At 54.9% G+C, this 26,000-nt stretch carries 23 protein-coding genes and 3 pseudogenes; 13 read left to right on the top strand and 13 right to left on the bottom strand.

Annotated elements, in window-relative coordinates:
• Positions 1 to 231 precede the first annotated feature (231 nt).
• Entirely contained in the window at positions 232 to 609 is a 378-nt protein-coding gene (locus AC3CHX_RS30730) for an IclR family transcriptional regulator domain-containing protein (RefSeq protein ID WP_488645407.1), read from the bottom strand.
• Between the two features lie 261 nt (positions 610 to 870).
• Here AC3CHX_RS30730 and AC3CHX_RS30725 point away from each other — a divergent pair, with 261 nt between their 5' ends.
• From AC3CHX_RS30725 to AC3CHX_RS30680, 10 genes and pseudogenes are all read left to right on the top strand, one after another.
• Positions 871 to 1,200: a CzcE family metal-binding protein gene (locus AC3CHX_RS30725; protein WP_488645300.1), complete on the top strand. Its 330-nt coding sequence runs from the start codon at positions 871 to 873 to the stop codon at positions 1,198 to 1,200.
• A gap of 432 nt (positions 1,201 to 1,632) precedes the next feature.
• Positions 1,633 to 2,811: a porin gene (locus AC3CHX_RS30720; RefSeq protein ID WP_488645299.1), complete on the top strand. Its 1,179-nt coding sequence runs from the start codon at positions 1,633 to 1,635 to the stop codon at positions 2,809 to 2,811.
• Positions 2,812 to 2,836: 25 nt separating this feature from the next.
• A complete protein-coding gene (locus tag AC3CHX_RS30715) occupies positions 2,837 to 3,355 on the top strand; it encodes a sorbitol dehydrogenase family protein (RefSeq protein ID WP_488645298.1) in 519 nt (172 codons plus the stop codon).
• Positions 3,356 to 3,365: 10 nt separating this feature from the next.
• Positions 3,366 to 5,012, top strand: coding sequence for a GMC family oxidoreductase (locus tag AC3CHX_RS30710; protein WP_488645297.1), 1,647 nt, complete (start codon positions 3,366 to 3,368; stop codon positions 5,010 to 5,012).
• 6 nt (positions 5,013 to 5,018) lie between these two features.
• A complete protein-coding gene (locus tag AC3CHX_RS30705) occupies positions 5,019 to 6,440 on the top strand; it encodes a c-type cytochrome (protein ID WP_488645296.1) in 1,422 nt (473 codons plus the stop codon).
• A gap of 157 nt (positions 6,441 to 6,597) precedes the next feature.
• Positions 6,598 to 7,362, top strand: a pseudogene (locus tag AC3CHX_RS30700) (MFS transporter); the annotation flags it as partial.
• Between the two features lie 179 nt (positions 7,363 to 7,541).
• Positions 7,542 to 8,357 (top strand): helix-turn-helix transcriptional regulator, encoded by an 816-nt coding sequence (locus AC3CHX_RS30695; RefSeq protein ID WP_488645295.1) that lies wholly within the window; start codon positions 7,542 to 7,544, stop codon positions 8,355 to 8,357.
• Positions 8,358 to 8,730: 373 nt separating this feature from the next.
• The gene (locus AC3CHX_RS30690) at positions 8,731 to 10,044 is read left to right on the top strand and encodes an MFS transporter (RefSeq protein WP_488645406.1); all 1,314 of its coding nucleotides are present in this window, start codon (positions 8,731 to 8,733) and stop codon (positions 10,042 to 10,044) included.
• A 173-nt stretch (positions 10,045 to 10,217) separates the two neighbouring features.
• Positions 10,218 to 11,924, top strand: coding sequence for an FAD-dependent oxidoreductase (locus AC3CHX_RS30685; RefSeq protein ID WP_488645294.1), 1,707 nt, complete (start codon positions 10,218 to 10,220; stop codon positions 11,922 to 11,924).
• 29 nt (positions 11,925 to 11,953) lie between these two features.
• A complete protein-coding gene (locus AC3CHX_RS30680; RefSeq protein WP_488645293.1) occupies positions 11,954 to 12,181 on the top strand; it encodes a hypothetical protein in 228 nt (75 codons plus the stop codon).
• 376 nt (positions 12,182 to 12,557) lie between these two features.
• Here AC3CHX_RS30680 and AC3CHX_RS30675 read toward each other — a convergent pair whose 3' ends face one another.
• The 7 genes and pseudogenes from AC3CHX_RS30675 to AC3CHX_RS30645 form a co-directional block, all read right to left on the bottom strand.
• Positions 12,558 to 13,271, bottom strand: coding sequence for an IS6 family transposase (locus AC3CHX_RS30675; protein ID WP_488645292.1), 714 nt, complete (start codon positions 13,269 to 13,271; stop codon positions 12,558 to 12,560).
• A gap of 123 nt (positions 13,272 to 13,394) precedes the next feature.
• Positions 13,395 to 14,315 (bottom strand): HlyD family secretion protein, encoded by a 921-nt coding sequence (locus tag AC3CHX_RS30670; RefSeq protein WP_488645291.1) that lies wholly within the window; start codon positions 14,313 to 14,315, stop codon positions 13,395 to 13,397.
• Positions 14,316 to 14,322: 7 nt separating this feature from the next.
• Complete coding sequence (locus tag AC3CHX_RS30665; protein ID WP_488645290.1) at positions 14,323 to 14,526, bottom strand: DUF1656 domain-containing protein; 204 nt, start codon at positions 14,524 to 14,526, stop codon at positions 14,323 to 14,325.
• Positions 14,516 to 16,714, bottom strand: coding sequence for an FUSC family protein (locus tag AC3CHX_RS30660; protein WP_488645289.1), 2,199 nt, complete (start codon positions 16,712 to 16,714; stop codon positions 14,516 to 14,518). Before AC3CHX_RS30660 ends, AC3CHX_RS30665 begins: the two co-directional genes overlap by 11 nt.
• A 17-nt stretch (positions 16,715 to 16,731) precedes the next feature.
• Complete coding sequence (locus AC3CHX_RS30655) at positions 16,732 to 18,258, bottom strand: efflux transporter outer membrane subunit (protein WP_488645288.1); 1,527 nt, start codon at positions 18,256 to 18,258, stop codon at positions 16,732 to 16,734.
• A gap of 222 nt (positions 18,259 to 18,480) precedes the next feature.
• Positions 18,481 to 18,756, bottom strand: coding sequence for a DUF4148 domain-containing protein (locus AC3CHX_RS30650; RefSeq protein WP_488645287.1), 276 nt, complete (start codon positions 18,754 to 18,756; stop codon positions 18,481 to 18,483).
• Positions 18,757 to 19,068: 312 nt separating this feature from the next.
• Positions 19,069 to 19,306 (bottom strand): annotated as a pseudogene (locus AC3CHX_RS30645) (chromate transporter); the annotation flags it as partial.
• A gap of 391 nt (positions 19,307 to 19,697) precedes the next feature.
• On the opposite strand from AC3CHX_RS30645, the gene AC3CHX_RS30640 reads away from it, so the two are divergent.
• Both AC3CHX_RS30640 and AC3CHX_RS30635 read left to right on the top strand, forming a co-directional pair.
• Positions 19,698 to 20,216: a hypothetical protein gene (locus tag AC3CHX_RS30640; RefSeq protein ID WP_488645286.1), complete on the top strand. Its 519-nt coding sequence runs from the start codon at positions 19,698 to 19,700 to the stop codon at positions 20,214 to 20,216.
• A gap of 231 nt (positions 20,217 to 20,447) precedes the next feature.
• A pseudogene (locus AC3CHX_RS30635) lies at positions 20,448 to 20,688 on the top strand (transposase); the annotation flags it as partial.
• Positions 20,689 to 20,751: 63 nt separating this feature from the next.
• On the opposite strand, the gene AC3CHX_RS30630 reads toward AC3CHX_RS30635, so the two are convergent.
• From AC3CHX_RS30630 to AC3CHX_RS30610, 5 genes are all read right to left on the bottom strand, one after another.
• Positions 20,752 to 21,954 carry a porin gene (locus AC3CHX_RS30630; protein ID WP_488645285.1) on the bottom strand — a complete coding sequence of 401 codons (1,203 nt, stop codon included), beginning with the start codon at positions 21,952 to 21,954 and terminating at the stop codon, positions 20,752 to 20,754.
• A gap of 443 nt (positions 21,955 to 22,397) precedes the next feature.
• Positions 22,398 to 22,652, bottom strand: coding sequence for a type II toxin-antitoxin system YoeB family toxin (locus tag AC3CHX_RS30625; RefSeq protein ID WP_488645284.1), 255 nt, complete (start codon positions 22,650 to 22,652; stop codon positions 22,398 to 22,400).
• Complete coding sequence (locus AC3CHX_RS30620) at positions 22,649 to 22,951, bottom strand: type II toxin-antitoxin system Phd/YefM family antitoxin (RefSeq protein ID WP_488645283.1); 303 nt, start codon at positions 22,949 to 22,951, stop codon at positions 22,649 to 22,651. The genes AC3CHX_RS30625 and AC3CHX_RS30620 overlap by 4 nt, the downstream gene beginning before the upstream one ends.
• Positions 22,952 to 23,107: 156 nt before the next feature.
• Entirely contained in the window at positions 23,108 to 23,395 is a 288-nt protein-coding gene (locus AC3CHX_RS30615) for a DUF4148 domain-containing protein (protein ID WP_488645282.1), read from the bottom strand.
• Between the two features lie 450 nt (positions 23,396 to 23,845).
• On the bottom strand, positions 23,846 to 24,760 hold the full coding sequence (locus AC3CHX_RS30610) for a LysR family transcriptional regulator (RefSeq protein ID WP_488645281.1): 915 nt from the start codon (positions 24,758 to 24,760) through the stop codon (positions 23,846 to 23,848).
• A gap of 102 nt (positions 24,761 to 24,862) precedes the next feature.
• On the opposite strand from AC3CHX_RS30610, the gene AC3CHX_RS30605 reads away from it, so the two are divergent.
• The gene (locus tag AC3CHX_RS30605; protein ID WP_488645280.1) at positions 24,863 to 25,972 is read left to right on the top strand and encodes a muconate/chloromuconate family cycloisomerase; all 1,110 of its coding nucleotides are present in this window, start codon (positions 24,863 to 24,865) and stop codon (positions 25,970 to 25,972) included.
• Positions 25,973 to 26,000: the final 28 nt, after the last annotated feature.

Below are 26,000 nucleotides of genomic sequence, written 5' to 3'. Positions count from 1 at the left end.
GCGTTGATCGAAAGCACCTTTGTGAGGAAAGTATGACTGGCAGCAACGTCCATGTGTCACAGGATGCCCGTTTTCAAAGTGACATTAATTGGGTGTTTATGTCCTACGAGAAGTACACGAACTTATGTGGATTCTTAAGGGCCTCAAAACTCATATGCTCGTCCGCGTTTGTATTTTCACCGTTAATGCTACAAAACCTGAAATAATCTAATTCGGAAAGGTGTGGGTTATTCAGTCCACCGGCTGCTTTTCGCGCAAGGCCTCGCTAATTTTTTCCACCGCCGCATGTAGCGGACCTGCATAACGCAGCACCGCCTCGTCGAGGTGCAATGCACGTGTCAGGTACACCACATTCAGACTCCCCAGTACCCGGTTTTCGTAGATGATCGGCATTGCAATTGCCCCGAATTTTTTTTCGGTGTCCCATTCTCCAGCGTTGGATCCGAATCCGTCGGCACGAACCCTTCGCACCAGATTCGCGATGAAACGGCTGTCCGCCGCGAGGCGCCCTTGTTCATCGTTGCTGGCGCGAAGCAGTTGCAGAATCTGTTCGCGCTCCTCCTCGCCGCAGTACGCAAAATACGCTCGCCCGGAGGCAGTTAACAGGATCGGCAGTCGCCGCCTGCTCTACGACCTTCAAAAATTGCATCCATTGCAGATAATCTATATTTTGATCCATTTATTATTTCCATTGTAGAAATAATATGTTGCGATTTTTGACCTTTATCGTGATGCGGACAACAACTAAACTGTATTTTATGGAGTAGCACTTATAAACGAGTGCTACTTCTCCGAGGCCGGACCCGATGGGCAGCAACATGCTGGAGCGCTGAGTCCGGAGTCATCAACCACACTTTTTGGAGAATAAAAATGAACCCCAAACAATTGATCGCTGTCGTTACCATGTTGACCGCCAGCGCTTTCACCTTTGCCGGATCGCTACCCAGGATTGATCTTCTGGGCGATCCGATACCAGTATCAGCAGCCACCCGAACAATCGTCATTACTCCGGACACCAAGTACGTGAACGTCATCGGTGGTGAAACGGTCAGGTTCGTTGTGGGCGACAAATCATTTGCCTGGAATTTTGATGGCCCAATGGAAATTTCCTCATTCGACTTAAACCGAACCGCACCACCAAGCGTGCTTAACCACAAAGTGATGGCCTACATCGTGCCGAATCCTCTATACCTGCCATGATCATGGGCGAGGTGTTAGGCATGCTGAGTGCTTAGGTTGGTCGACTTTTGCGTGATCGATACCAGTTCGGCGACGTCTGCCATATCGTTCGCGCGCGCGCTAAGGCGTTTCGCGTTCACGTCATAGTTCGCCATTGCGTTCAGTAGGGCGTTGGCGCATGCATAAGAAGAATTAAATGGAATGTGGTCTTACATCCATGCGTTATGGAATTTTTTGCGCGCTGCGAACGGATTTCCAGCGTCCAGTATCCGATTGAGAGTCGCCACGCAGATGGTGGTTTCCGCGCCCGACCATACAACATGCGCCGAGGTGCCATGTTTTTGCCGTCGATCACAGAGGGTATGTGCCGAATGGGCCACGGAATTTACCGATCGACAGCAGCATGAAAGCGGTTGTAGTTCCTTAAAAATGTCCATTAATACGGAGACGGAAATGACGATGAGAAATATCCTGGCGCTTGCGGGAGTGACGACAGTGTGCGCAGGTGCCTGGTGCGATGCCGCAGCGCAAAGCAGTGTCACGCTCTATGGGACGGTGGACACCGCCCTGGTGTATACCAGCAATCAAAAGGGAGCGTCGAATACCTACCTGCGTACCGGCAACCTTGCTGCCAGTAAACTGGGTTTCAAGGGTACGGAAGACTTGGGCGGCGGAACGCAAGCACTATTCCTCCTGGAAAACGGATTCGACACCAACACTGGCGCTCTGAGTTCCCCTGGCGTTTTGTTCAACCGACAGGCATATGTCGGTCTGTCCAATACCCGCTACGGCACCCTGACCGCTGGGCGGCAATATACACCGTATTATCTTTTTGTCGGACCGGTCGGTCCCGCCAGTGTCCTGACTGGCGCCACCGGCGCGCATCCGGGTGACATCGACGGGCTCGATACCACGATTCGGAGCAGCAATTCGTTAACCTATACGTCGCCGATCTGGTCGGGGGCACAAATCAGTGCGTTGGTTGGTTTGGGAGAGGTAGCTGGCCGACCCTCAATTGGCAGCACGCTGAGCGCCGCGTTTAAATACGACTACAACGCCTGGAATTTTGCGCTGGGCTATCAGAAGCTGAAAAATGGACCGACGCCAGGCGTCTGGAATCCGACTGCCTCGGCCAGCTTCAGCACGTCGCCGATCAACAACGGGTATGCCTCTGCCGATTCGGTGCAATACATTGCCGCAGCGGCGCGCTATACGGTCGGCAAACTGGCGCTCGGCGTAAATGCGACAAATGTGGCGTATCGCCCGAACAATGGTTCATTGTTTAGAGATACCGCAAGCTTCAATACCGTCGGACTGCTGTCGACTTACCAGCTCACGCCTGCGGTATTCGTCAGCGCCGGCTATAGCTACACCCGGGAAAATGCCGCCAATGGCATTACCGATCCGGCGAAATACCATCAACTGTCGTTGGAACAAACCTATTCGTTCTCCAAGCGAACCGCGTTTTACCTGCTGGAGGCCTATCAGATGGCCAAGGGGAAGACGCTTGGCGCGGCGGGGACTGGCAATCAGTTCAATGCGGTGGCAGTGGTCGGAGATTCGCAAACCGGGTCGCCATCTTCCGGCCGTAATCAGACCGTCCTGATGGCCGGCGTGCGCCATTCCTTTTGACACTCTTCTGAGACAGGCACTTTCTATGAATCATCCTGGCAAAGTCGTTGAAAATCACGGTCCATCCAATCTCACACGGCGGAAATTGCTGGTCGGTTTGCTGTCCGCTTATAGCGCCTCCCTGATCCCCTGGGCGCTGGCGCAACCGGTGGCCAACGTTGAACGTGGCGCATTTTTGGCGGTTTCCGCGATCCTCGCCGGCCGTCAAGCCCTCGATGCGGTGCAGGCAAAGCGCCTGTATGACGCCCTTACTGCCGACGATCCCGGCTTTCCTGCGGCCGCACGGGCGCTGCTCGCGCTGATCAACGAACGAAAAATCGACCCGCTTCAATTGCAGAAGGTGCTAGACGCCGAGCACTCGCCGCTGGCCGCATTGCCGCGCAAAATCGTGACGGCATGGTTCATGGGCATCGTCGGCAGCGGCGAGCACGCGCGCTGCATTGCATACGAAACCGCACTCAACGCCGTGATCGTCGAAGACGTGTTGAAACCACCCACTTACGCCTATGGCGTGTATGGTAGTTGGGCAAAGAAACCACTTTAAGGAGCGCCAGATGTCGGAACAATTGTCGGCTGACTTCGTTGTAATCGGCTCAGGAATCATTGGGTCATTGACAGCGCACAAACTTTTGAAACAAGGCGCTTCGGTCTTGATCCTTGAAGCGGGGCCGCGCATCACTCGCGACATTATCGTCGCCCGATTCCGCAATTCGCCCCGCAAGGGTGACTGGATGTCGCCATATCCGTCAACCTCATGGGCGCCACATCCGATTTTCCAGCCGAAGGACAACGGCTATCTGGTGCAGGCCGGACCCTATCCGTATCCGGCGGAGTACATCCGTCAGGTTGGCGGCACCAGCTGGCATTGGGCAGCGCAAGCCTGGCGAGTGGTGCCGAACGACATGCGGATCAAGAGTCTGTATGGGGTCGGCGTCGACTGGCCGCTCACGTACGAGGAACTCGATCCCTATTATCAGGAAGCCGAAGAGATCATGGGGGTATCGGGCGCGCCCAACACCGGCTCGCCGCGCAGCAAACCGTTCCCGATGGAACCCGTCGCCGAAACCTGGGCGATGCGCCGCTTCCGTGAACGGCTCGCGCCCGGCGGCTATGAAGTCGTCGCCAATACCACCGCGCGCAACAGCCGGTCTTACGATGGCCGGCCGGCTTGCTGCGGCAACAACAGTTGCCAACCGATCTGCCCGATCGATGCCCAGTACCACGGCGGTCTTGCAGCGGACGCCGCCGAGGCCGCCGGCGCAAAACTGATCCCGAATGCGAACGTCTACAAGATCGAGCATGACGCACAGGGTCGCATTGCCGCAGTCCACTACTACGATCCAGACAAAACCTCACATCGCGTCACAGGCAAAACCTTTATTCTCGCGGCCAACGGCATCGAAAGCCCGAAACTATTGTTGCTGTCGGCCAGCGATAAATACCGCAATGGCCTGGCGAACAGTTCCGACATGGTCGGCCGCAACCTGATGGACCACCCGAGCACTTCACTGACGTTCGACGCAGAGGAAGAGTTATGGCTCGGACGCGGACCGCAAAGCCCCAGCTCTATCAATACCCTGCGCGATGGCCCGTTCCGTTCTGAGCATGCGCCGTATCGCCTTGATTTCACCAACATTTCGCAAGTGTTGAACGCCACCCAGGCCTTGATCGCCGAGGGGGTGTATGGCCCGGAATTCGAGAAACAATTGCGTTATCGCGCGGCGCACCAAGTCAACGTCAAGAACGTTCTCGAGGTGTTGCCCAATCCGGAAAATCGCATCACGCTCAGCGCGCAGAAGGATGCCATGGGCATCCCGAAACCAGAGGCGCACTATGCGATTGATGAATACACGCGTCGCGGGGCCGAAGTATCAAAGGCCGATTTCACGCGCATTGCAGAGTTGATGGGCGGCACCAACCTGCGCTACAGCGCAGAAGGCAATTTCGCCAACAATCAGCACATCACCGGCACGATGAGCATGGGCAATGACCCGAAGACCTCGGTCGTCGATCGCTTCGGACGCACGCATGACCACGAAAATCTGTTCATCGTCAGTACCGGCGTCATGCCGACTGCGGCGACCTGCAACTCGACACAGACTGGATTGGCGCTGGCGCTTAGAACTGCGCAGCACATACTAGAGCAATTCAACGTGCGTACGCCAAGTTCGGCTACGTCGAAATTCTCATCGTTAAGGTAGCCTTCAATGAAATTGATGACACGCCTACACGTTAATCTCGGCACCGTGGTGCTGGTGCTGGTGCTGGCGCTTGTGAGCTTGAACGTTTGTGCCGCCACAGCGCCAGATACCGTAAATACCGAGCTGATCAAACGCGGCCAGTATCTGGCGACCGCTGGCGACTGCATAGCTTGCCACAGCGCACCTGGCGGTAAGCCAATGGCCGGCGGACTGTCGCTGCCGACGCCGCTAGGCCCCATCGTTTCAACCAACATCACGCCCTCGAAAACACACGGCATCGGCAACTATACGCAGGCACAATTCAACGATGCCTTGCGCAAAGGCGTACGTGCGGATGGGCAGCATCTCTATCCAGCGATGCCGTATACGTCGTACGCGACAGTCACGGACGATGATGCGCAGGCGCTGTACGCCTATTTCATGCATGCAGTTGCGCCGGTCGATCTGACAACTCCTGCCACGGATCTGCCGTTTCCTTTCAACATCCGGCTTTCGATGGCGGCCTGGAATCTGCTATTTCTCGACAATAAGCCGTTCGTACCTGACGCCAGCAAAAGCCCGGAGTGGAATCGCGGCGCCTACCTGACGCGTGGGCTCGCGCATTGCAGCGCCTGCCACACGCCACGGAATATGCTGATGGCGGAAGACCTATCGCACGAACTCGGCGGTGGCGATGTCGGTGCCTGGCACGCGCCCAATATCACGTCGGACGCGAATAGCGGCGTCGGCGGATGGCGCGAACAGGAAATCGTCGACTACATGCGATTCGGCCATGTTGCCAACAAAGCGCAGGCAGCAGGCCCGATGGCTGAGGCGGTCGATAACAGCCTGCGGCATCTGAATGCTGATGACTTGCGTGCGATTGCGACCTATCTGAAGACAGTGCCCGCGCTACGCGAATCGGCTGACACCCACCCGGTATACGCGTGGGGTGCGGCCGCCGATGACTTGAACAGCATCCGGGGTGTGGCCTTGCCCAAGGATCTGAACCAGATGACCGGCCCCCAACTCTATGACGCCCACTGCGCGACTTGCCACCAGGCCCGCGGCCAGGGGAGTTTTGATGGTGGTCTGCCGCCGCTGTTTCACAACACAGCCCTGGGCAGTACCAACACCAACAATCTGGTGCTGGTGCTGCTCGAAGGCATACAGCGGCACACGGATTCCTCCGAGGTGTTAATGCCGGGTTTTAAAAAGACGCTGTCGGATCAACAGATCGCGACGCTTGGGAACTATCTGACGAGAAATTTTGGCAACCCCAAAGCCGTGGTTAGCGCCGAACAGGTGAAAGTGCTGCGCGCGGGTGGTGGTTCGTCCAGCTTGGTCGTGGCAGCGCAAGCGGGGATGGGGGTGTTCATTATCGTGATCATCGCCGCAATCTTTGCATTCATCCGGCGCAAGCGACGAAATGCGCAAGGTCTAACGTAAAAGTACGCGCTCTTAAACTTTGCCATGGGCTAGACTGACGTTTTGTCGACTGGTGAATAGCGATGCCAAAGTGAAAAAGCATTGAAGAGTTATTCAAACAGGTGAAAGTCGAGGCCGACGTGCTGGAGTTGTTACACGACATCACGGAATCGGCGCCATGAGTCGCTACGCGGCCCGAAAATGGCTGCCGCATGAGCGGCCTACGCTGCCGGGCTCGCCTTCGACGCCGAACCATTCGACGCCGCTCCGGTTCGCCTACGCCGTTGTGGGATTCATCGTCGCCATCACCGGCGGTTTGGGCAACGCGCTGGTGTCCGTCAACCTGCTTAACCTGCAGGGCATATTGGGCGCCTACTCGACCGAGGTGGCTTGGCTGCCGGCGGCTTATGTGACGACCAATGTGTCAATAAACCTGCTGCTGGTGAAGTTTCACCAGCAGTTCGGGCTGCGCCTGTTCACCGAGGCGTGTCTGGTGCTGTACGCGCTGCTGACGTTTGCACATTTGTTCGTCAACAACCTGAACTCCGCCATTGCCGTACGGGCCGCCCATGGCATGGCGGGCGCCGTGCTCAGTACGTTGGGACTCTATTACATGCTGCAAGCCTTTCCCGCCAAATGGCGCTTGAAGGGAATCGCCGTAGGGCTCGGCGCCTCGCAACTGGCGTTGCCAATGGCCCGGATTTTTTCCACTGATCTGCAGCAGATCGCGGCGTGGCGCGGGCTGTAGCTGTTCGAGCTGGAGCTGGGGCTGGCGCTGCTCTCGCTGGGATGCGTGCTGCTGCTCAAACTGCCGCCCAGCGACCGGATCAAGACCTTAGTGAAACTCGATTTCCTCACCTTCGGCCTGTTCGCACCGGGTGTGGCGTTGTTGTGCGCTGTGCTCTCAATGGGCCGCATCTTCTGGTGGTTGGAGACAGCCTGGAATACAATTTTGTTTAACGATCAAAGGCCTGTTTGGCTTGGCGCTGCGACCAGCGACTAGTTTAGTTGTTGTCTATTTGATAGGCGGCTATTTATTTGAAAATGAGACGAGTACACTTATACTTTCATATTGAAGCAAGGCGTTGTTAGCATTGCAGCAGACTTTTGCGGGGTAAGATTATGCGGTACTGGCGTCTCGGCCAGCCTCTCGAAGGACAACTGAATCTTACTCGGGTAGCTGGACTCGTCGCAGCGATTGGGCACGACGACATCAATGCCTTTGCTGAGGAAATGCTGAAGACACTGAACGGTATCGTGCCCGTCTCCCAGTGCACCATATTTGCTTACGAGTTTGGTAATCGGCCAAGGACGATAGCGGTTGCCGACCACCGCGGCGGGAAGTTTCTCCACGACATTGCTGAGACTTATGCCAGGCGTTTTTATTCCTTCGACGGCAACCAGGAGATTGTATCTGCCGCAAAAGTGGAAAGGTTCGACCCGGCTATCCTGTTACATCACCAAACGGGGGAGGATATAGCTCACGAGGGCTACCGAGCCGCCTGTTACAAACGACCCAATGTTTCGGATCGCGTCTCACTTCTCTTGCAACCAACGAAAAATGTCTGGTTATCGGTAAATTTCTACCGGGACCGCGATCAAGGTAAATTTCTCCCCGACGAGATCCAGCGGATTGAAACGCTTACTCCTATCTTCGCCCATGCAGCCAGGCATCACTACGCTATCTGCGGTCAAAATCAGCTGGGCGTCTCGCAATTAATGCTGGCGCGAGTCCGCAGCGCTTGCCCAGATCTGTCGAAGCGCGAGCTGGATGTCCTCCGCGGTGTTTTGGAAGGTCACACCGCTGCCGAAATAGCAGAGCTGATGGGTATCAAGCCGTCCAGTGTCTTGACTTACCAGAAACGGGCCTACCAGCGCTTAGGTATTTCGAGCCAGCGTCAGTTGTTTGCACTTTGCCTATTCCCTGGAAAGCCATAACAGCAACCAAGAAAATCGAAGCGGCAATCGACGGGCAGCACGCTCGAGCAACGCGTCAATGCGCCCACCTCGCGCCACTCGAGCCATTCCGTCGAATATCTATGATCGCTACTCCTCAAGTGCATTCACCCCTGATATCGCCGCCTTCATTGAGGTCCGCGCAGGATCTGCTTGTCCGCAAAGATCGTTGTCCCCAAAATGGGGACAGAACGCAATCCGCTGCAGTTCATACTCGCCCAATCGTCATCCGCACAACCCTCCACATCTTTGAGAGTTAATAGCGCTGATAAATATAAAACATAACTAACGACCAAGGAGACATGAAATGGATTCGATCAGAAAGCCTGCCCAAGGCCTCCCCAAACATACGTTGATGGGGGGCGCTCTGCCCCAGTTCGAGCAGCACGTCATCAGCAAGGTCTCAAAGCACCTGCTGTGGTTCTTGTTCCTGCTATTCATGTTTTCATTTCTGGATCGAATCAACATCGGCTTTGCCGGCCTTACGATGATGAAGGATCTGGGCCTCACCGGGACGCAGTTTGGCTTGGCCACGACGATGTTCTACATCGCTTATATTGCATTTGGCATCCCGAGCAACATGGTCTTGGCGCGCATTGGCGCGAGAAAATGGATCGGCAGCATCATGATTGCCTGGGGATTGGCTTCCACTGCGACGATGTTCGCAACTAGTCCAGGCACTCTGTATCTGCTCCGCATCATGGTCGGCATCACGGAAGCAGGCTTTCTGCCAGGCATGCTGCTTTACCTCACTTACTGGTTTCCAAGCACTTACCGCGCCCGTGCGAATGCCTTGTTCATGATCGCTATGCCCGTCACCGCAGCCGTGGGATCAGCTCTCTCAGGCTACATTCTCAGTATGGACGGGATGTTCGGAATAAAAGGCTGGCAATGGCTGTTTCTGCTGGAGGGGCTGCCTTCGGCAATTTTAGGGCTGGTTGTCTATTTCTACCTCGACGACACTCCGCAAAAGTCGGTCTGGCTTAGCGCGGAAGAGAAAGAAGTTCTCTCGCAGATGCTTTTTGCCGAGCATAAATCCGACCCGGTTGCCGAAATTAATCGAGAGAAGAAAAGCATTCTTGGCGAGTTGACGTCACCGACGCTCATCAAGTTTGGCATTGCCTACTTTTGTCTCGTTAATACGCTGGCCATGGTCGCAGTCTGGACGCCGCTTATTGTGAAGAGCTTTAGCACTGGCGCTAGTAACACCACGATCGGCTTGTTGGCCGCCATTCCGCAGGTCTGCACGATCATCGGGATGATTTGGTGGGGACGGCATTCCGATCGCGGGCAGGAACGCAAGTGGCACATTGTGCTGCCGATGCTGCTCTCTGCAGTCGGTTGGCTATGCACAGCTTACTCAACCAATCCTGTCATCCAGTTGGCCGGGATCTGCCTTGCCTCGACCGGTGCCTACACGGCGATGTCCATCTTTTGGACGACGCCGGATCACGCCCTCAGTTTTGGAGCAAGAGCGGTCGGGATCGCCGCGATCAATGCGACCGGCAACATTGGCTCGGCGCTAAACCCGGTGGTAGTGGGGTGGCTGAAAGATGTCACTCACAGTTTCTCCGCCGGATTGCTGTATGCCGGAGTTCTGCTAGTCATTGGCGCTATCGTGACCCTGACGCTCCCGATCCCTTTGCCGACGAAGCGGGTTATCCAATGAGGCGGGCCAACCAGTCGTTCGTGCTGCGTCGCCATGGTTCCGATCACGATTCTGGAGCTGGCTTGCCCCCACGTTCGGGCGGTCCCATCGCATACCACACATGACTTTTACCGACCGTAGCGCACGTCAGATGATACGGTGAATGACGACTTCAAGGACAACTGGGGAATTCAATGAATTACGATTTCAAGCCGTACCCGTTTATGGCCAAACACTACGAGGCCAAGCTGCCGCTTCAGGAGGGGCAGTCGAAGACGGAGCGATCTCGGGTGGTGATCGTCGGCGGTGGGCCGGTTGGCCTTGCCACGGCCTTGGGTCTCGCCAACTATGGGGTGCCGTCCGTATTGATCGAAGCTGACGACAGCGTTTGCAGCGGTAGCCGCGCGATCTGCATCTCCAGGCGCAGTCTCGAAATTATCGAACGTCTGGGCGCGCTCGAAGGATTTCTGGACAAGGGATTGCCATGGGCCGGCGGACGCAGTTTCTATCGTGACACTGAGGTGCTTCATTTCACGATGCCCCAGGACGATAATCAGAAACTGCCGCCGATGGTGAACCTGGCGCAATACCACATTGAGCAATTCCTGCTGGATGCGGCGGAAAAGAAAGCCGATCTGATCGATATCCGCTGGCAGACCAGGGTCACTGGAATCAATACGCGCGAGGACGGAGTGACGCTCAATCTCTCCACGCCGGATGGTTCCTATGACCTGGAAACCGACTGGCTAATCGCCTCCGACGGCGGTCGCAGTACGGTGCGAGAGTCGCTCGGCCTGCACCTCAAGGGGACCAGTTATGAGGGCCGCTACGTGATCGTCGATATTGCACTCCAAAGCAATCGGCCGACCGAGCGCCTGGCATATTTCGATCCACCGTCCAATCCGGGTTCCACTGTCCTCGTGCACAAGCAGCCGGACAGTGTCTGGCGCATCGACTATCAGTTGCGCGAAGATGAAGATCCGGAACAAGCGGTCAAGACGGAAAATGTGATCCCTCGCGTGCAGAACCTACTGAAAATGATGGGGGAGGGCGGCGAATGGTCCCCGATCTGGATCACCATCTATAAGGCCAACGCCCTGACGCTGGAAAGATATCGCCATGGGCGCGTCCTGTTCGCGGGCGATGCTGCGCATCTCGTGCCGATCTTTGGCGTGCGGGGTGCGAATTCGGGGATCGATGACGCCGACAACCTGGCCTGGAAACTGGCTTTTGTAGTCAAGGGACTGGCCTCGGATCGGCTACTCGATAGCTATTCCGACGAGCGCGTGTTTGCTGCGTACGAAAACCTCAGCTATGGCACAAAGAGCACGGAATTCATGGCGCCCCCTTCTTTTGCCTTTGAACTGATGCGAACAGCAGTGCTTAGTCTCGCCGTGAAGCATCCCTGCGTTAGTTCCCTGATCAACCCACGGCAGACCAATGCGATTACCTATGTGGATTCTCCGCTCAACCATCATGCTGTCGCGCGGTCAGCGGGATTTACAGCAGGGCCACAGCCGGGGGCCATTTTGCCAGAGTGTCCGATCACCATCTCCGATGCGGGGGAGATAAGAGAGGCCCATCTGACCGATCTGCTTGGGCCATGGTTCACGGCCTTTTACTTCAGTGACGATGGAACGCTGCCGACCGATCTGGCGGCCGTGTACAAGAATCTATCCGACAGCAAAGTGCCATTCAAGCTTATTCCGCTTACGCGGCATATCGCCTCCAATGCAGACGAGCAATTCGGATGGGACCATACCGGACGCCTGTTCACCCTATATGGCGCGCAGCCAGGCAGTCTCTACCTCGTGCGACCAGACGGGCATGTCATGGCGCGCTGGTTGGAGACGGTGCCGGAGGAAATTCTGCCAGCCATCACACATGCCTTGCGTCCGTAGCAACCTACAACCAAGAAAAGGAGTTGGAAATGGAAATTACTGCGAGTGAACTCGACAGCGTGTATACCCTGTTATGCAAGACCATGACGGAAATGGGCGAGGCCCAGTCTCCGCTATTTCTCGCCCGTTTCGCCCTGCTGGCCATTGATGAAATCGGCGACGAAAAAGTCGTGCAGAGGCTCATCTCCGACGCGAGCGAGGGCATGACACGCAGCGGGTCGGAGACGCACTCGGTGACCGCAGCAGGGCCACCATGAGCAATCGGATCGAAGGGTTCTTGCGCTTATTTCTCCGCCAATACCGAATTGGCCGATCTTGCCCATTGGGTGAGATCGCGCATCAATGAAAACGAATTGGCCGCTTCGCAACTTCCGAGGGTTATTCCAGGGAGGTGGCCGACAATCAAACCAAAGTCACGGTATGCGAGGCCGGGTCTCATCGAGTAGATATTATGGTTGTTCAGACTTCTCTGTGGGTTTAGGGGTACGCTATCGCGCAGGTTTAGCCAAGGAGAAGCGCGCATGATTCGCAAGCATTTCGACGGAATTATCGCGTGGGGGTACTGTCAACTTGCCGATGGAAAAAGTTCAAGGCGATTTCATTGGACGAGTTTTCACCAAATCGGTCCCAATTTTATGCAATGCTAGAATTTTTTACACAACTTGCATCCTGCCATTCTGAAAATGCGTGTTGAAGAGCGCCTCGATATGCCGACGCTGTGGAATGAAAGCGCCGAATACGAAAGAGATTATTGATCGGCGCGTGTGCCGATAGGCATCGTTGTACATGACGAGGCGACTTGAATCGGCGCATCTGCCGTTCCCGTTGCCTGGTCGGTTGATGCGATACTTCACATTGATTGTTGAGACGCTTGTGTTGGCGATGTTCTGTATGGGGAATGATCTCGCGTTTGGCTGCCGCGTAACTTTTCAGCTTGTCTGTAATGATCACCCGGGGTACGTAACGTAAGCCTTTGAGCAGCTTCCGGAAGAACCGTCTTGCGGTGTGTCGATTGCGACGGCTCTGCATCAAAATATCAAGCCTAAAACCATCCTGGTCGACAGCGCGCCAAAGGTAACGATGTCGACCTTTGATCGTGAGGACAACTTCGTCCAGCAACCATCTGTCGCCACGTTTCGCTTGCTTCCTGCGTAACGTGTTGGCGCAAGTCTGCCCGAATTTCAGAGGCCATTGGCGTATCGTTTCATAGGTCACGATGATGCCACGCCAAGCCAGCATTTCTTCAACATCGCGGAAGCTCAGGGAAAAACGAAAATAGAGCCAGACCGCATGACTGATGATCTCGGATGGAAAGCGGAAGCCGCTGAAAATATTGGAATTTGGCATTCCGCTATTCTATGAAATCTTGGGTATGCGCGTTAAGTGTGACAACACCCATGATACTGTGGTTGGCATGGTTGGCGCTTGTATCATAGAACGCAACCACGCTTGACTACGGATGCTATCTAGTTACTGCTTCGGGACATCCGTCTTTTTGTCTCGCCGCGCTACCTTCTCACCCGGCTTGACAACCACGGTGCAAGTCATCCCTGCCGCCAGCGTGATGCCGTCCGGCACTTTATCGATATGAATCCGTACCGGCACGCGTTGTGCCAGACGGACCCAGTTGAAGCTCGGATTCACGTTTGCCAATCCATTGCTGCCAGGGCCGTTATCGCGATCGGTGATGCCGCGGGCGATGCTATCGATGTGGCCGGTGAGCAGCTGGTCGCTGCCGAGCAGGCGCATTTCCGCTTTGTCGCCAACTTGCAGCAGCGGTAATTTGTTTTCTTCAAAATAGCCGTAAATCCAAAACGAACCGGCATCGACAACCGCCAGTTTGGGGGCGCCGACCTGGGCGAAATCGCCGGCATGGACGTTCAGATTGGCGACCCAGCCATCGGCTGGCGCCAGTACACGGGTACGGTCCAGATTCAGTTTGGCCATGTCGCGCGTCGCCAGTGCCGCCTGATACATGGCTTGCGCGGAAGACGCGTCGGAAGTCGAGTTTTCACGGATTTCATTTGAAATCACTTCGCCGTCGAGCATGGCGCGGCGCGCCGCGTCACGCTGCTTCATGCTGAGTGCAACCCGGCGCTGTGCCACCATGGCGTCGGCTTCCGCCAAAGCCAGCGTGTAGTGGGCCGGATCGATTTTCATCAGTACGTCGCCTTTGTGGACGTAGGCGTTGTCGCGTACCGGTACTTCGATCACACGACCGGCGACATCGGCAGCGACGCTGATGACGTCGGCGCGCACCCTGCCGTCTCGGGTCCACGGCGCATTCATGTAGCGATCCCATAATGTGCGTATCAACAGGAAGGCGATGGTCACGACGATCAGCGTGATTGCAATTTTGAGGATGATTTTAAAGATAGTCGATGATTTCATAGTTGTCTCAAGCAGCTTGTACACATAGTCCAAACCCGCCAAAAATACAAAAGAACAAGGCAATCCGAAACAGGCTCGGATGCCACACATAGCGATACAGGCGCAAGCGCGAAAGCAGCCAGTCAATGCCGAATTGCAAGGCGACACAGCCGACGAATGCTAATAGCAAGGTCGGTATGAGGGCGTCGAAGATTGCGATTTCACGCGGCATGGTCAATTCCTGATGATGAAGGGTTGACGGGGGCGACAGCCGTGGTGTGTTCAAGAAGCGAGGTGCGAATCAGATGCAGATTTGCCAGCACTGCGGCGTAATTTGACATGGTCGGCGCGGTCCGGCAAGTGGCAATCGCCGCCAGAACGGCATCCAGTGCCAACTGCAGATGGCGCTGATTGGGACGGGAAAACAGCGTTGCGACAGTCTGCACGCTGCGCTCGACGGTCTGGCGCACCGACTGTATGGCAGATGCATTAACGCCGGTGCCGCCGGGCAATGGTGCGCTGGTGTCTTCGCGCAGATGGATTACTGCACGGCCGATTTCAAAGACCGAGAGCAGCCATGCCATGACTTCGCGATCGTTTTCGTTTGCTGCCGAGTGCCCCAGGGCAAAGCGGCCAACCAGGTCACGGGTGCCGCTTTCGAAGCGTGCCAGCAAACCGCTTATCGGCTGCTGGCAGCCATCGACCACCTGGCGTCGCAATGCGCGCACCAGGCGCATTTTGGCCCAACGACTATCGGCGGGATCAATGATCATATACATGACCGCAGCGATCGCACAACCGATCAGGCCACCGCACATGGCGTTCAAGAATGCCAGGTAATCGAATTCATAGACGTTCCCGACCGCCGCATACGACAGGAAAAAAACCAGCATGCCGGCACCCATCCCCGCATGCTTTGGTTGGTTAGTGAGCCAGGTGCCAAACAGGATAAACGGTGTCAGCGACAGGCATAACATGGTGAAGTCTTGCGCGCCGGGCTGAATATAGTAGGCGCAGACAAAGCCCAATACGCCGCCAAGTGTTGCCCCCTGCATGAAACTGATGACTGTTTTGGTCGGCGATGGGGATGCTGCAAACAAGGCGCTAACCACCGTCGCGAACACCACTGCGTCGACACCGGACGGCCAGCCGCTCTGCAGCCAGAACAGCGATGAGATACCGAAACTGATGGCTGCGCGCAGGGCCGACATGGCAACCAGCATCGGATCGGTGCGATTGACATAATGCGCCGTTCGCGCCATATCGTCTGGTAACGCGCTATCCATGTTCAGCACCGCATTGTGAATGCGGGTATAGAGGCGCAGTTCATCCGCAAAACGTTGCAGTAACGCGGCAGCGGCATCGAAGTCCAGCAACGCGTCGCCATTGTGGTTGGGGCCCACGCGCAACATCCCGCTGAGCCTCAGCCTCAGTTCGCGTCGCAATGCGGCCAGCCGCTCCGGCAGTTGCCGGCGACATTGCTGCAACTGCAAAGGAATATCGGCTTTGTCACTTTGCATGATGCCGACGATGGCCTTGTATTCCATCATCACTGCATTGAAGGTATTGGTCTTGCCGGAACTGCGCAGGCGCAGAAACAGCTGATCGAGCGAGTGGAAGGTGGTCGACACCGTCATGAAGGCGGTATTCAACTGGCGCAAATGTGCTGTTTGCGGATGACCTGTGGCGCTTTCAAATGCCGATGAAATGTGAAGATTTTCGAGTGCGATGACTTCACCGATGAGGCGCAGCATCATGCTGCCGCGATCCTGCTGCGAATTTTGCAAATGCGGCGTGGTCTCATCCCGTTGCATAAACCGGGAATAATCCGCGAAGCGCTTGCGGACTGTTGCCAGCACTGTATCGGACAGGTGTTGTGGGAACACCACGTCACTGACGACGCCGGCACATAGCAGACCCAGCATTACTTCGCTGAGGCGTGTGGCTGCAATATCGAACGCTTGCGCGGGGTCCAGTGCCGCGGGCAAGCCGACGAGGACCAGCGTATAGCCGGCCAGCACGAAGGCATACGATTGAAAATTGCGGAAGATGATCGAGCCGGCAGTGCAAAGCGCGATCCAGCAGGCGCCGGCCACCAGAAACAGGACCGGTTGTTGGGTAAAGGATGCGGCCAGCACCAGCGAGACCGCGACCCCGACCAAGGTGCCGACGACGCGATAAAAGCCCTTCGCCTTGACCAGGCCACTGCGTGGCTGGGTAACGATGGTGACCGTAATCATCGCGGTACCAGGCTTGGACAAATTGAACAGCATCGACAAGCCCATCGCCAGCAAGATGGCCAGCAACATCTTGAACATGTGCAACAGGCTAGGTGCCTGGGTCAGCAGCCAGCCGCCGGCCGCGTTTTTGAAACGCGGCAGCCAGTTGTTGCCGGTTATTTTGCGGACGAGTTCACTCATGGAGATTCACGTCGCGCTTATTTGGCCGGTGCGGCGGATGCCGCCACGCTAGCTGCTGCTTCCGGTCGCGGCAAATCGTCACCCAGGCCGCCACCCAACGCTTGCATCAGCTGTGCCCATGCGTCCAGATACGCGGCGCGCGCTTGCGCCACTCGTTGTTGTTCTTGCAGCATGGCCATTTGGGTTTGAATGACATTCAGATACGGCGTCAGTCCCGCCTTAAAACCACGCTGAGCGAGCTGGTACGATCTTTGTGCCAGCGCCATGGCTTGTTCGGACTGGTTGCGTTGCAATTCGATCGATTTCAGCTTGACGATTTGGTCCGCCACGTTTTGCAGCGACTGCAACAGCGTGTTGTTATAGGTCTCAATGGCGGCGTCCAGCGTCGCGGTTTGGGCGCCGAGATTAGCACGCAAGCGGCCGCCATCAAAGATGGGCAATGAAATTGCCGGTGCAAAACCGCGTATGGCCGAAGCGCTGGTCAGGAAATGGCTTAAACCAAGCGACTCAAAACCGATAAAAGCAGAAATATTGATGTCGGGATAAAACCCCGCTTTGGCGACGGCGATATTCTTGGTCAGCGCTTCGACGCGCCAGCGTTGGGCGATCACGTCCGGACGTCGTCCGATCAGGTTGGCGGGGACATTGTCCGGCAGGCTGATGGGCAACCCTGCATTACTGGCAAGCTGGCTGTCAGCCATGTTTTTCGCCAACAGCGGACGTTGAATTGTATCGCCGGCAGATGGGCCTTGCCCAATCAGTGCGGCAATCTGGTTGCGCGAAAGCGCGATTGCTTCGTTGATCTTTTCGATATTTGCGCGCGCAGTCGGCAAGCTGGTCTCAGCCTGGCTGACTTCGAGCCCGGTGCCGATGCCTGCTTTGAGGCGGCGTTGTGCAATGCTGGCGACCGATAGCTGCTGCGCCAGCGCGGCTTCCGCGATATCTTTCAATACGAATTGGGTTGCCAGTTGCAGATAGCTGCGGACCACGGTGCCTTCCAGGCTCAATTGCGCTGCACGTGCTTCCGCTGAACTGACATGCACATTGTCGAGCGCGGCCTCCAGCGTATTGCGATCTTTGTCCCACAGATCGAGATCGTAACTGGCCTTGATACGGGCATCGTTGCTCCAGTCCCACGTGCCGCCCAATGGCGGCGGATACAAGCCATCGTTGGTGAATAATTGGCGCGTGATGGAGGCTTCGGCACCGACTTTCGGCAAGGTCGCCGCTTGAGCGACACCGGCCAACGAGGTTGCTTGTCGAATCCGGGCTTGCGCGATCTTGATATTCGGGCTGTCGGCTATCGCTTGTTTTACCAGCCGGTCGAGTTGCTGGTCGCGATAGGCTTGCCACCAGGTCACCGTCGGCCATTGCGCGTTGATTTGGGTGGCGTTCATGGCCGCGCTGCCGTTCAGCGCCCGGCCATCCATGGTGCGACCGTCACTGAGTCTGGCCTGCGGATCGATACCGGAAAAACTCGCACACCCGCTTAACAGGACAACTAGCGCGCAGGCAGCCAGCAAACCGGTGCGTGAGGTTGCCATCGACCCTGCAGGAATGCGTGCAGTCGATGCTGCTACCGGTGGTAAGTTTGGTGGTGAGGTCAAGGCAAGGAACCGCATGGTAAACCCGATTTGTTGTGCATGTTGCTGCGTTTGTGCTTTTTGGCTAGGGACAAAAAACGGTTTTCGTAATAGAAAAACGCCACCGTCAGTGGCGTTTTGATGAGTCAGACAACGACAGCGTTATCGCATGGTTGGTGTCTATTAGTAGCCGTTATAAACAGTGTTGTCCAGCTTGTTCGGCACTTGCTGTTTCACTTGCGCGCGGGTCAAGTTGCTTTTTTGCGCCGCAAGGATTGGATACGTAGCGTCGTTATAATCCATCAAGCCTTGTGCACGTGCCTCTGCCAATTCGGCTTGCACTTCCGCCCGGGTCTTGGTTGAGACGAAATGATCGTCGGCCGGGTATGGCGCTTCAGCGAAAGCGCTGCCAGCAGCGGCTAAGACAACCAGGCCAGCGATCAATTGTTTGGTGTTCATGTTATTGCTCCAAAAAGTTAGGGGGATAGCACCGGGCTCGGCGGAACAGGCGAAATGCAGCCCGTCGGGTCCTGCCTCGGTGAACGGGCACTTGCGTCACATTGGCCGTTCTGAGCGCTGAAATGTGGGGCTGCTTGTGTGTTGCGTCCATCGATGGAGCTAAGTTTACGGGCTTCGCCTTTAACAATAAACAGCGGAATTTATAATTAACTATTTCATTATTAGAAATAATAACGATGATTTTGTATATAGTGAGCTGGTGTGCATAGGAAAGGTAGGGGCATATGTGCGCAGATTGTTCGCCATGCCTCACACCGCTTGGGCGACCAGGGTGACAGCGACGATCACCTTCAAACCGTGTAGGCTAGCGGAAGGAAGAGTGTGACCCGACGTCGCAATGCTGAGCGCGCACAAAGCCAACGCAATGACTGACGGAAACGTGAGTCCGGACAAAGCGGCCAGCGCCCCGGTGAAGCCTACGCGCGAGAAACCAAGCCATGCCGACCCGCCTACTTGTAGGACCGGGCAGGAATTGGCACAACGAAACAAGGAGTGGATTGCGGGGAGGCGCAGGTTGCGACTGCGAACGCTTAGCCTTGGCGTTCCTCCCGCTCATCCAAGAATGCCGCGATCAAAGGGGCATCGATCTACTCGAAGCAAACGCGTGACGGTGGCTTATGCAGTCGCTGCTGGGCGAACTTCAGAAATTGACGAGAGGTATCGCGATAGGAACTGATCGAGTGCGGCCTCGCTTGGCGCTGCTCCGTCAGACGTTGCGTAAAGAAATGCTCCAATAACAGAGCAAAACTGGCGGGGGGTGGTCATGGCCGATTTCCCCAGCGATGCTCGAGCCGACGTACCGCATCTGGCATCAGCTCCGGAGAGGATCCGATACCACATGGTTGCGGCCCTTTCCCTGCGTATGGAAGGCAAACGAAGCGTTGCGACATCTCAGCGCCACTGGTGCTATCGCCGATTGGGGATGGCTGCTCGCGTTTTATCCTGGATCGTGGCATGGCACAAAGAGCACCGAATTCATGGCGCCGCCTTCTTTTGCCTTTGAGCTGATGCGAACAGCAGTGCTTAGTCTCGCCGTGAAGCATCCCTGCGTTCGTTCCCTGATCAACCCACGGCAGATCAATGCGATTACCTATGTGGATTCTCCGCTCAACCATAATGCTGTCCCGCGGTCAGCGGGATTTACAGAAGGGCCACAGCCCGGGGCCATTTTGCCAGAGTGTCCGATCACCATCTCCAATGCCGGAGAGATAAGGGAGGTCCATCTGACTGATCTGCTTGGACCATGGTTCACAGCCTTTTACTTCAGCGACGATGGAGCGACACTGACCGGTCTGGCGGCTGTGTACAAGAATCTATCCGACAGCAAAGCGTCATTCAAACTTATCATGACAGGTAGCGGGCCGGAGACGCCCTCGGTGACCGCGGCAGGGACAATATGAGCGCTCTGATGGAAGGGTTCTTGCGCTAATTTCCATGCCAATACTGAAGTGGCCGTTCTTGCCCATTGGGAGAGATCGCCCATCAATGAAAATGAATTGGCCGTTTCGCAACTTCCGAGTGTTATTCCCGGAAGGTGGCCGACGATCAAACCAGCGTCACGGTATGCGAGGCCCGGTCTCATCGGGTAAATATTATTTATGGCGACGTAAATTGCCGGCGGTCGTGGTCACCCCATGAAAGACGTCGCGCGCATGATTCGAAAGCATTTCGTCGCAATTGTCGCGTGGGACGCAGACTCGCCAAACCAACGGCTTTATCGAGGCCATCAACGGCTTGTTCCAAGCGGCCAAGCGCAAGGCGGGCGGCGTCACGCGCGCGGGACACGCTCGCGACATATCGAACGCTGTCGCGACCCTTCACGTCGCCGATCGTGAATCCCGTATGCGCCCGATACTGTTTACCGCTTCCTAAAACCAGCGGCAGCCAATCGTTGAATAATTGGCGCCACGGTTATTGGGTTCAAGCGCCTTTCAATCAGAACGCGTGAAGGATGCCTACGTTAATCGCGTTCTGGCTGTTGTCGACCCCAGCCACGTTGCTGCCGCTAACACCGGGGTTGTACATATCGGAACTACGTAGATTGCGATAGATTGCGTACACGCTGCTACGCTTGGAGAAGGCGTAGTTTGCACCCAGGTTAATTTGAGTCATCTTGCCATTTGACGCGTCGACAAAATTGACACGTGCGTATTGGACGCTGCCCAGCAGCGACAACTGGTTGTTGATCGCATAATTCACACCGACGTCAAAAATGTTGGTTTTATCATTGTTAATGCCACCAACCGCAAATTGCGAATTGGCATCAGGCGTGAAGCTAGACCTGGCGGCGGCAGAGAATGATGCCGCAGTAGCAGTCTGCGCCAGCGGCAGCTTAACTTGCGACCACGAGCCGTGGAGTTTTGCCTGACCGAGTTGATAGGTTCCGGCCAACGTCCATGTTTTGAGGCAGGTTTCGCCCACACCGCCGGCGCCGGTCGCGCAAGTAGTTGCATTGCCTGCGTTAACATCGCTGGAGGGCGACGAGCCTGCAGCATTACTTGCTTTCTTCGCCTGGAAGTAGCCAAGACCGATATTAAATGGGCCGTTAGCGTATGCGCCGCCAATGCCATACGACTGACCAGTCGAGTTGGAACCAGCCTGCTCACCGAAGCCATAAATTGCACTGCCATAAAAGCCGGCAACATTTGGGGTGTTATAGCGAATCGAATTATTCAGGCGCTCACCGTTGGTACGATCCAGGTCTTTCGCATGCACATTGCTGATCATCGTGCCGAAGTCTGCGACGGAAGTATAGGCCGCCACGTCATCCAGGAAATCCTTTTGACGACCGAGCAATACAGTACCGAAACCGCCGGACAAGCCGACGGTTGCAGTGCGGCCGAACAGTTGACCGCCTTGTGCCGCTGTGCCGGTATCAACGTTAAAGCCGTTTTCCAGATTGAACAGCGCTTTCAGCCCACCACCCAGATCTTCAGTGCCTCTGAAGCCGAGGCGTGAACCGCGTATTGCGCCTGAGTCCATGCCTACTTTGTTGCCGGTCTTGCCAGGTGTTGTTGCTACCTTGCTGTTGTATCCAACGCTGGCGTCAATAAGGCCATAAATCGTTACAGAACTTTGTGCGTAGGCTGCAGTCGTGAACGATCCGATAACCGCCAGTGCTAAAAGGGACTTCCTCATTTTACAAGCTCCAAAAATTATTTAATTACCATTTAACTTTATCGACATGTGCGCCAGAGCATGCTGATGTCGATGCTTCCAAATAATTAGCATCAAGAAGACTTTGCATATTTCAACAAAATTTAATGATTTAAACAAACTGTATTTTGTTTTAATAATTAAAATCGCAATTTATGTCTCATTAACACAACATGTCGGTTTGTGGTTCGCATCGCTGTTGTGCTTGTGTCGAGTTGGTCAAAAGAGGAGGATCCGGCAACGAAGGTATCGTTAAGCTGCCAAATTTTTGGCGATATGCAGTCATATCGTTTGCCGGGGGCGGGACAGACCACCAAGAGTCAACGACATGGAGTTCAGTCATAGATGAGAAAAATCAACGCATGAAGGCAGGCATGACGCCTGGCTTCATGGTGTCGTCAGAACGTACGAAACGGGGGCGCAGATTAATAGTGGAAGCGGCATTGATGCACAATAACGTCATCGCGTAACTGTTCGAAAACGATTCGATGTTCGCTCGACACTTTGACCGAAAACAAGTCCGGTAATCGCAGCGACAAAGCCGTCATCTGATGATTGTGCAAGGGAACGCCATGTTTGAGTTTGTGTAAGACCTGCTCAATCTTGCCGGCAAGATGTGCATCATTGGCTTGCCAGTAGGCCAAATCCTTGACCGCAGGTGGAGTGAATAGAAGTCTCACTTTACGTTTCCTTCGACTAAATATTCCTTACGAATTTGCTGCAAGCTGTGCTGCAGGCGCTCTGCGTTGATTGGCGTGGCTAAAAGATGCAGCGTGTCCTGCAACGAGCGCCATACAGACTCCTTCAGTAGCACCAGATTGTCGCTAGAGTCGAGAGTGATCAGAATTGTGTCGGAGTCTGCCAGTTCCAGAATTTCTTCCACATGGGTGCTTAGGTAGGCAGCGCTAAAGGAATACATGAACACATCCAATGATTCTTTAAATAAATTAATTTTGAGGAACGCAAGTTTCAGTTTCAACAATGCGTGTCGGACATTGAAAATTTCGAACGCGGCAAGCCTGGCGTTTTTGAATGCTGTTCGCTTCGGCCTTGCAGTTACTTGAGAAAACCTGATTTCCCGCCGGGTCGGTTAGCACCGTTACTTCTGCGGTTTCCTGATACTAACTTTATTCAATTAATGGCCGCGATACAGATTGTTTTCATCCCGATTTTTTGAAGCCTCGATCGCCTCTTCACGTACTTGTTCACGCGTTTTGGTCGAAACGAATGCAGGTGACGGTGGATAATCCGCATCGCTGTATGTCATCAGCCCTTGCTCCTTGGCTTGCGCGAGTTCTGCCTTTACCTCAGCACGAGTTTTGGTTGAAACGAATGGAACCTCTGGTGGATAAGGTGCCTCGGCAAGTACGGAATGGGCAACAGTGATTAAGGCAATAGCAGCAAGCAATTGTTTGGTATTCATTTTCAATCTCACATGAGTAAAGGAAGACACCGGATCTGTCGAGCAGGCATAAATTGCGCTCCGCCAGTCCTGACTCGGCGAGTCAGGTATGACATTTTTTTACTGCTCACCGATGGCCCGAACTTTAATCCTTGCTGATATTTTGATAAACGCAGCAAATCACAAGACACTATTTCAGATTGAGAAATAATCTTTTTGTAAATCATTGTTCGATTGCACTTGGCGACAGCAGCAGCGACCAACCGTCAGAAGGCCAGTCTGCGATTTCTGCTGTCAGAGTGGGGGGAGTTGCTCGATGCCTGGTAACTGGAAAGTTGTGATGCGTATCCCGCGATGTGAAGCGACTCGGATGCCCGCAAAAGCGTAGGGGAGATCAAAGCCCGGGCTGGCGCGCTTTATGTCAATTACTTACAGCGCTGCGCAGGAACTGGATGGTGGCCAATGATGAGCTCATAAAAATTCCTTAATATGCGGAATATTTTCAGCATCATAGACGTCGTAGATTAGTCGAAGCAGCTTTCTAAGCTCTTCCGACTGGTCCAACATACGTACGCTGAAAATGACCGGCGAAATCGTATGTTTTTCACCGAGCTCCATGTAGCTGACATCATCCCTTTTCATTCCCTGCAAGCTGGCCGGGACAATCGCGACACCCTGTCCCGCAGCCACAAGACCGATAGCAATTTGCAGCTCCCTGACTTCGAGAATGTTATCCAGTTGTATCGCGCGATCACTAAAGGCCGCTAAAACTTGGTCGGCAAAGCTGGGACGTGGCGCCTTCGGAAAGATAATCAGCGTTTCGGGAATCAAATCCTTCAGGCTAAGTGGGGTCGTGGATGCGGTTAGCGGGTGACCTACCGGTAATGCCACGATCAATCGTTCCTCGCGCAGCACAATGCGCCGGATGTTGGGATCCTCATATCTGATTCGTCCAAATCCGACGTCAATGCTACCGTCCTTTAACGCCTTGATTTGGTCCATGGTGGTCATTTCATGCAGGCTAATTTCGACGGCGTTGTGTTCAGTACGAAAACGCCGGATGATTTTTGGCAGTATTCCGTACAGCGTTGATGCGACAAATCCGATAGAAAGCGTCCTTTCAATTTTCCCGACCCGTTGTGTCATCGATTTCAGATCAGCAGCCTTCCCCAATAGCTGCTGCGCATGCGCGTAAAAAAACCGGCCTGCTTCGGTGAGCCGTAGCGGACGCGAACCTTTTTCAATCAAAGAGACGCCCAATTCTTCTTCCAACTGTTGAATCTGCCGACTTAATGGCGGCTGAGCAATAAATAGCCGTTTAGAGGCGCGAGTGAAATTTTTCTCGTCTGCAACAGCCACAAAGTAGCGTAAGTGGCGTAATTCCATCTTTATACCTAAAAAGTATTGAATCGATAGCTAATCGGTGTTGGACGGCGGGATTTGGCCGGCCTAACCTGCTGCTATCCCGTTTAATTATACAAATAAAATATGATCCACAGCATAGAAACCATTCTTGTTGATGTGCCGACAATCCGTCCACATAAGCTATCGGTAGCGACCATGAACGCGCAAACGCTGGTACTGGTGCGGGTGGTGTGTGGCGATGGTATCGAGGGATGGGGCGAGGCGACCACAATCGGGGGGCTGAACTACGGCGAAGAGAGCCCTGAGAGTATCAAGACCAATATTGATACCCATATTGCTCCTTTACTGGTCGGGATGGATGCTAGTCAAGTTGCCAAGGCAATGGCAAAGATTCGCAAAATCATTCAGGGCAACCGCTTTGCCAAATGCGCGATTGAAACTGCTTTATTGGATGCTCAGGCGCGCCGATTGCATATCCCGCTCAGTGAATTTCTGGGCGGTCGCGTGCGAGATGCCCTACCGGTCGCATGGACGTTGGCGAGCGGCGATACCAACAAAGATATTGCTGAAGCCGAAAAAATGCTGGTGCTGCGTCGCCATCGCATCTTCAAACTCAAAATCGGTTTGCGTTCGGTAGCAGATGATGTCGCACATGTTCTGGCAATCAAAAAAGCACTCGGTGCCGAAGTCAGCGTGCGTGTAGATGTGAATCAGGCATGGAGCGAGCTGGACGCAGTCAATGGTATCGCAGCTCTCGAAGCTGGCGGTATTGATCTGATCGAACAACCTGTACGCGCAGACAACAAAGCAGGCCTGGCACGACTGGCGAATCGCTTCTCCGTCGCGCTGATGGCTGATGAAGCCTTGCATGGCCCATTAGATGCTTTTGATCTCGCGACAACAGCGGCGGCCGATGTGTTCGCCGTGAAGATCACGCAATCCGGCGGTTTGATACCTGCCATTCAGGTCGCGACTGTCGCCCAACTCGCAGGGATTGGCTTGTATGGCGGAACGATGCTGGAAGGCGGCATCGGGACTGCTGCGTCTGCCCATGTCTTTTCCACTTTTAGCGATTTGTCTTACGGCACAGAACTCTTCGGGCCTTTGTTGTTGACCGAGGAAGTGTTGCGCGAACCATTAGTCTACAAGGACTTCATGCTGCAGGTTCCGAACAAGCCAGGTCTGGGCGTTGAAATCGACCGTGAAAAATTAAACTTCATGCGCCGCAAATAAGAGCGCCCGCAGCTGTTTCAAGCCTTAT

It is taken from the genome of Glaciimonas sp. OK215 (assembly GCF_057787885.1).
This window is presented reverse-complemented; position numbering and strand designations above follow the sequence as displayed.

Bases quoted from the DNA above. Each gene is read 5' to 3' on its own strand.
- AC3CHX_RS30610 (WP_488645281.1), bottom strand. From the start codon at position 24,760: ATGGAATTACGCCACTTACGCTACTTTGTGGCTGTTGCAGACGAGAAA.
- AC3CHX_RS30675 (WP_488645292.1), bottom strand. From the start codon at position 13,271: ATGCCAAATTCCAATATTTTCAGCGGCTTCCGCTTTCCATCCGAGATC.
- AC3CHX_RS30670 (WP_488645291.1), bottom strand. From the start codon at position 14,315: ATGAAATCATCGACTATCTTTAAAATCATCCTCAAAATTGCAATCACG.
- AC3CHX_RS30655 (WP_488645288.1), bottom strand. From the start codon at position 18,258: ATGGCAACCTCACGCACCGGTTTGCTGGCTGCCTGCGCGCTAGTTGTC.
- AC3CHX_RS30630 (WP_488645285.1), bottom strand. From the start codon at position 21,954: ATGAGGAAGTCCCTTTTAGCACTGGCGGTTATCGGATCGTTCACGACT.
- AC3CHX_RS30710 (WP_488645297.1), top strand. From the start codon at position 3,366: ATGTCGGAACAATTGTCGGCTGACTTCGTTGTAATCGGCTCAGGAATC.
- AC3CHX_RS30685 (WP_488645294.1), top strand. From the start codon at position 10,218: ATGAATTACGATTTCAAGCCGTACCCGTTTATGGCCAAACACTACGAG.
- AC3CHX_RS30695 (WP_488645295.1), top strand. From the start codon at position 7,542: ATGCGGTACTGGCGTCTCGGCCAGCCTCTCGAAGGACAACTGAATCTT.
- AC3CHX_RS30605 (WP_488645280.1), top strand. From the start codon at position 24,863: ATGATCCACAGCATAGAAACCATTCTTGTTGATGTGCCGACAATCCGT.
- AC3CHX_RS30650 (WP_488645287.1), bottom strand. From the start codon at position 18,756: ATGAACACCAAACAATTGATCGCTGGCCTGGTTGTCTTAGCCGCTGCT.
- AC3CHX_RS30690 (WP_488645406.1), top strand. From the start codon at position 8,731: ATGGGGGGCGCTCTGCCCCAGTTCGAGCAGCACGTCATCAGCAAGGTC.
- AC3CHX_RS30660 (WP_488645289.1), bottom strand. From the start codon at position 16,714: ATGAGTGAACTCGTCCGCAAAATAACCGGCAACAACTGGCTGCCGCGT.
- AC3CHX_RS30665 (WP_488645290.1), bottom strand. From the start codon at position 14,526: ATGCCGCGTGAAATCGCAATCTTCGACGCCCTCATACCGACCTTGCTA.
- AC3CHX_RS30725 (WP_488645300.1), top strand. From the start codon at position 871: ATGAACCCCAAACAATTGATCGCTGTCGTTACCATGTTGACCGCCAGC.
- AC3CHX_RS30715 (WP_488645298.1), top strand. From the start codon at position 2,837: ATGAATCATCCTGGCAAAGTCGTTGAAAATCACGGTCCATCCAATCTC.
- AC3CHX_RS30615 (WP_488645282.1), bottom strand. From the start codon at position 23,395: ATGAATACCAAACAATTGCTTGCTGCTATTGCCTTAATCACTGTTGCC.
- AC3CHX_RS30680 (WP_488645293.1), top strand. From the start codon at position 11,954: ATGGAAATTACTGCGAGTGAACTCGACAGCGTGTATACCCTGTTATGC.
- AC3CHX_RS30720 (WP_488645299.1), top strand. From the start codon at position 1,633: ATGACGATGAGAAATATCCTGGCGCTTGCGGGAGTGACGACAGTGTGC.
- AC3CHX_RS30705 (WP_488645296.1), top strand. From the start codon at position 5,019: ATGAAATTGATGACACGCCTACACGTTAATCTCGGCACCGTGGTGCTG.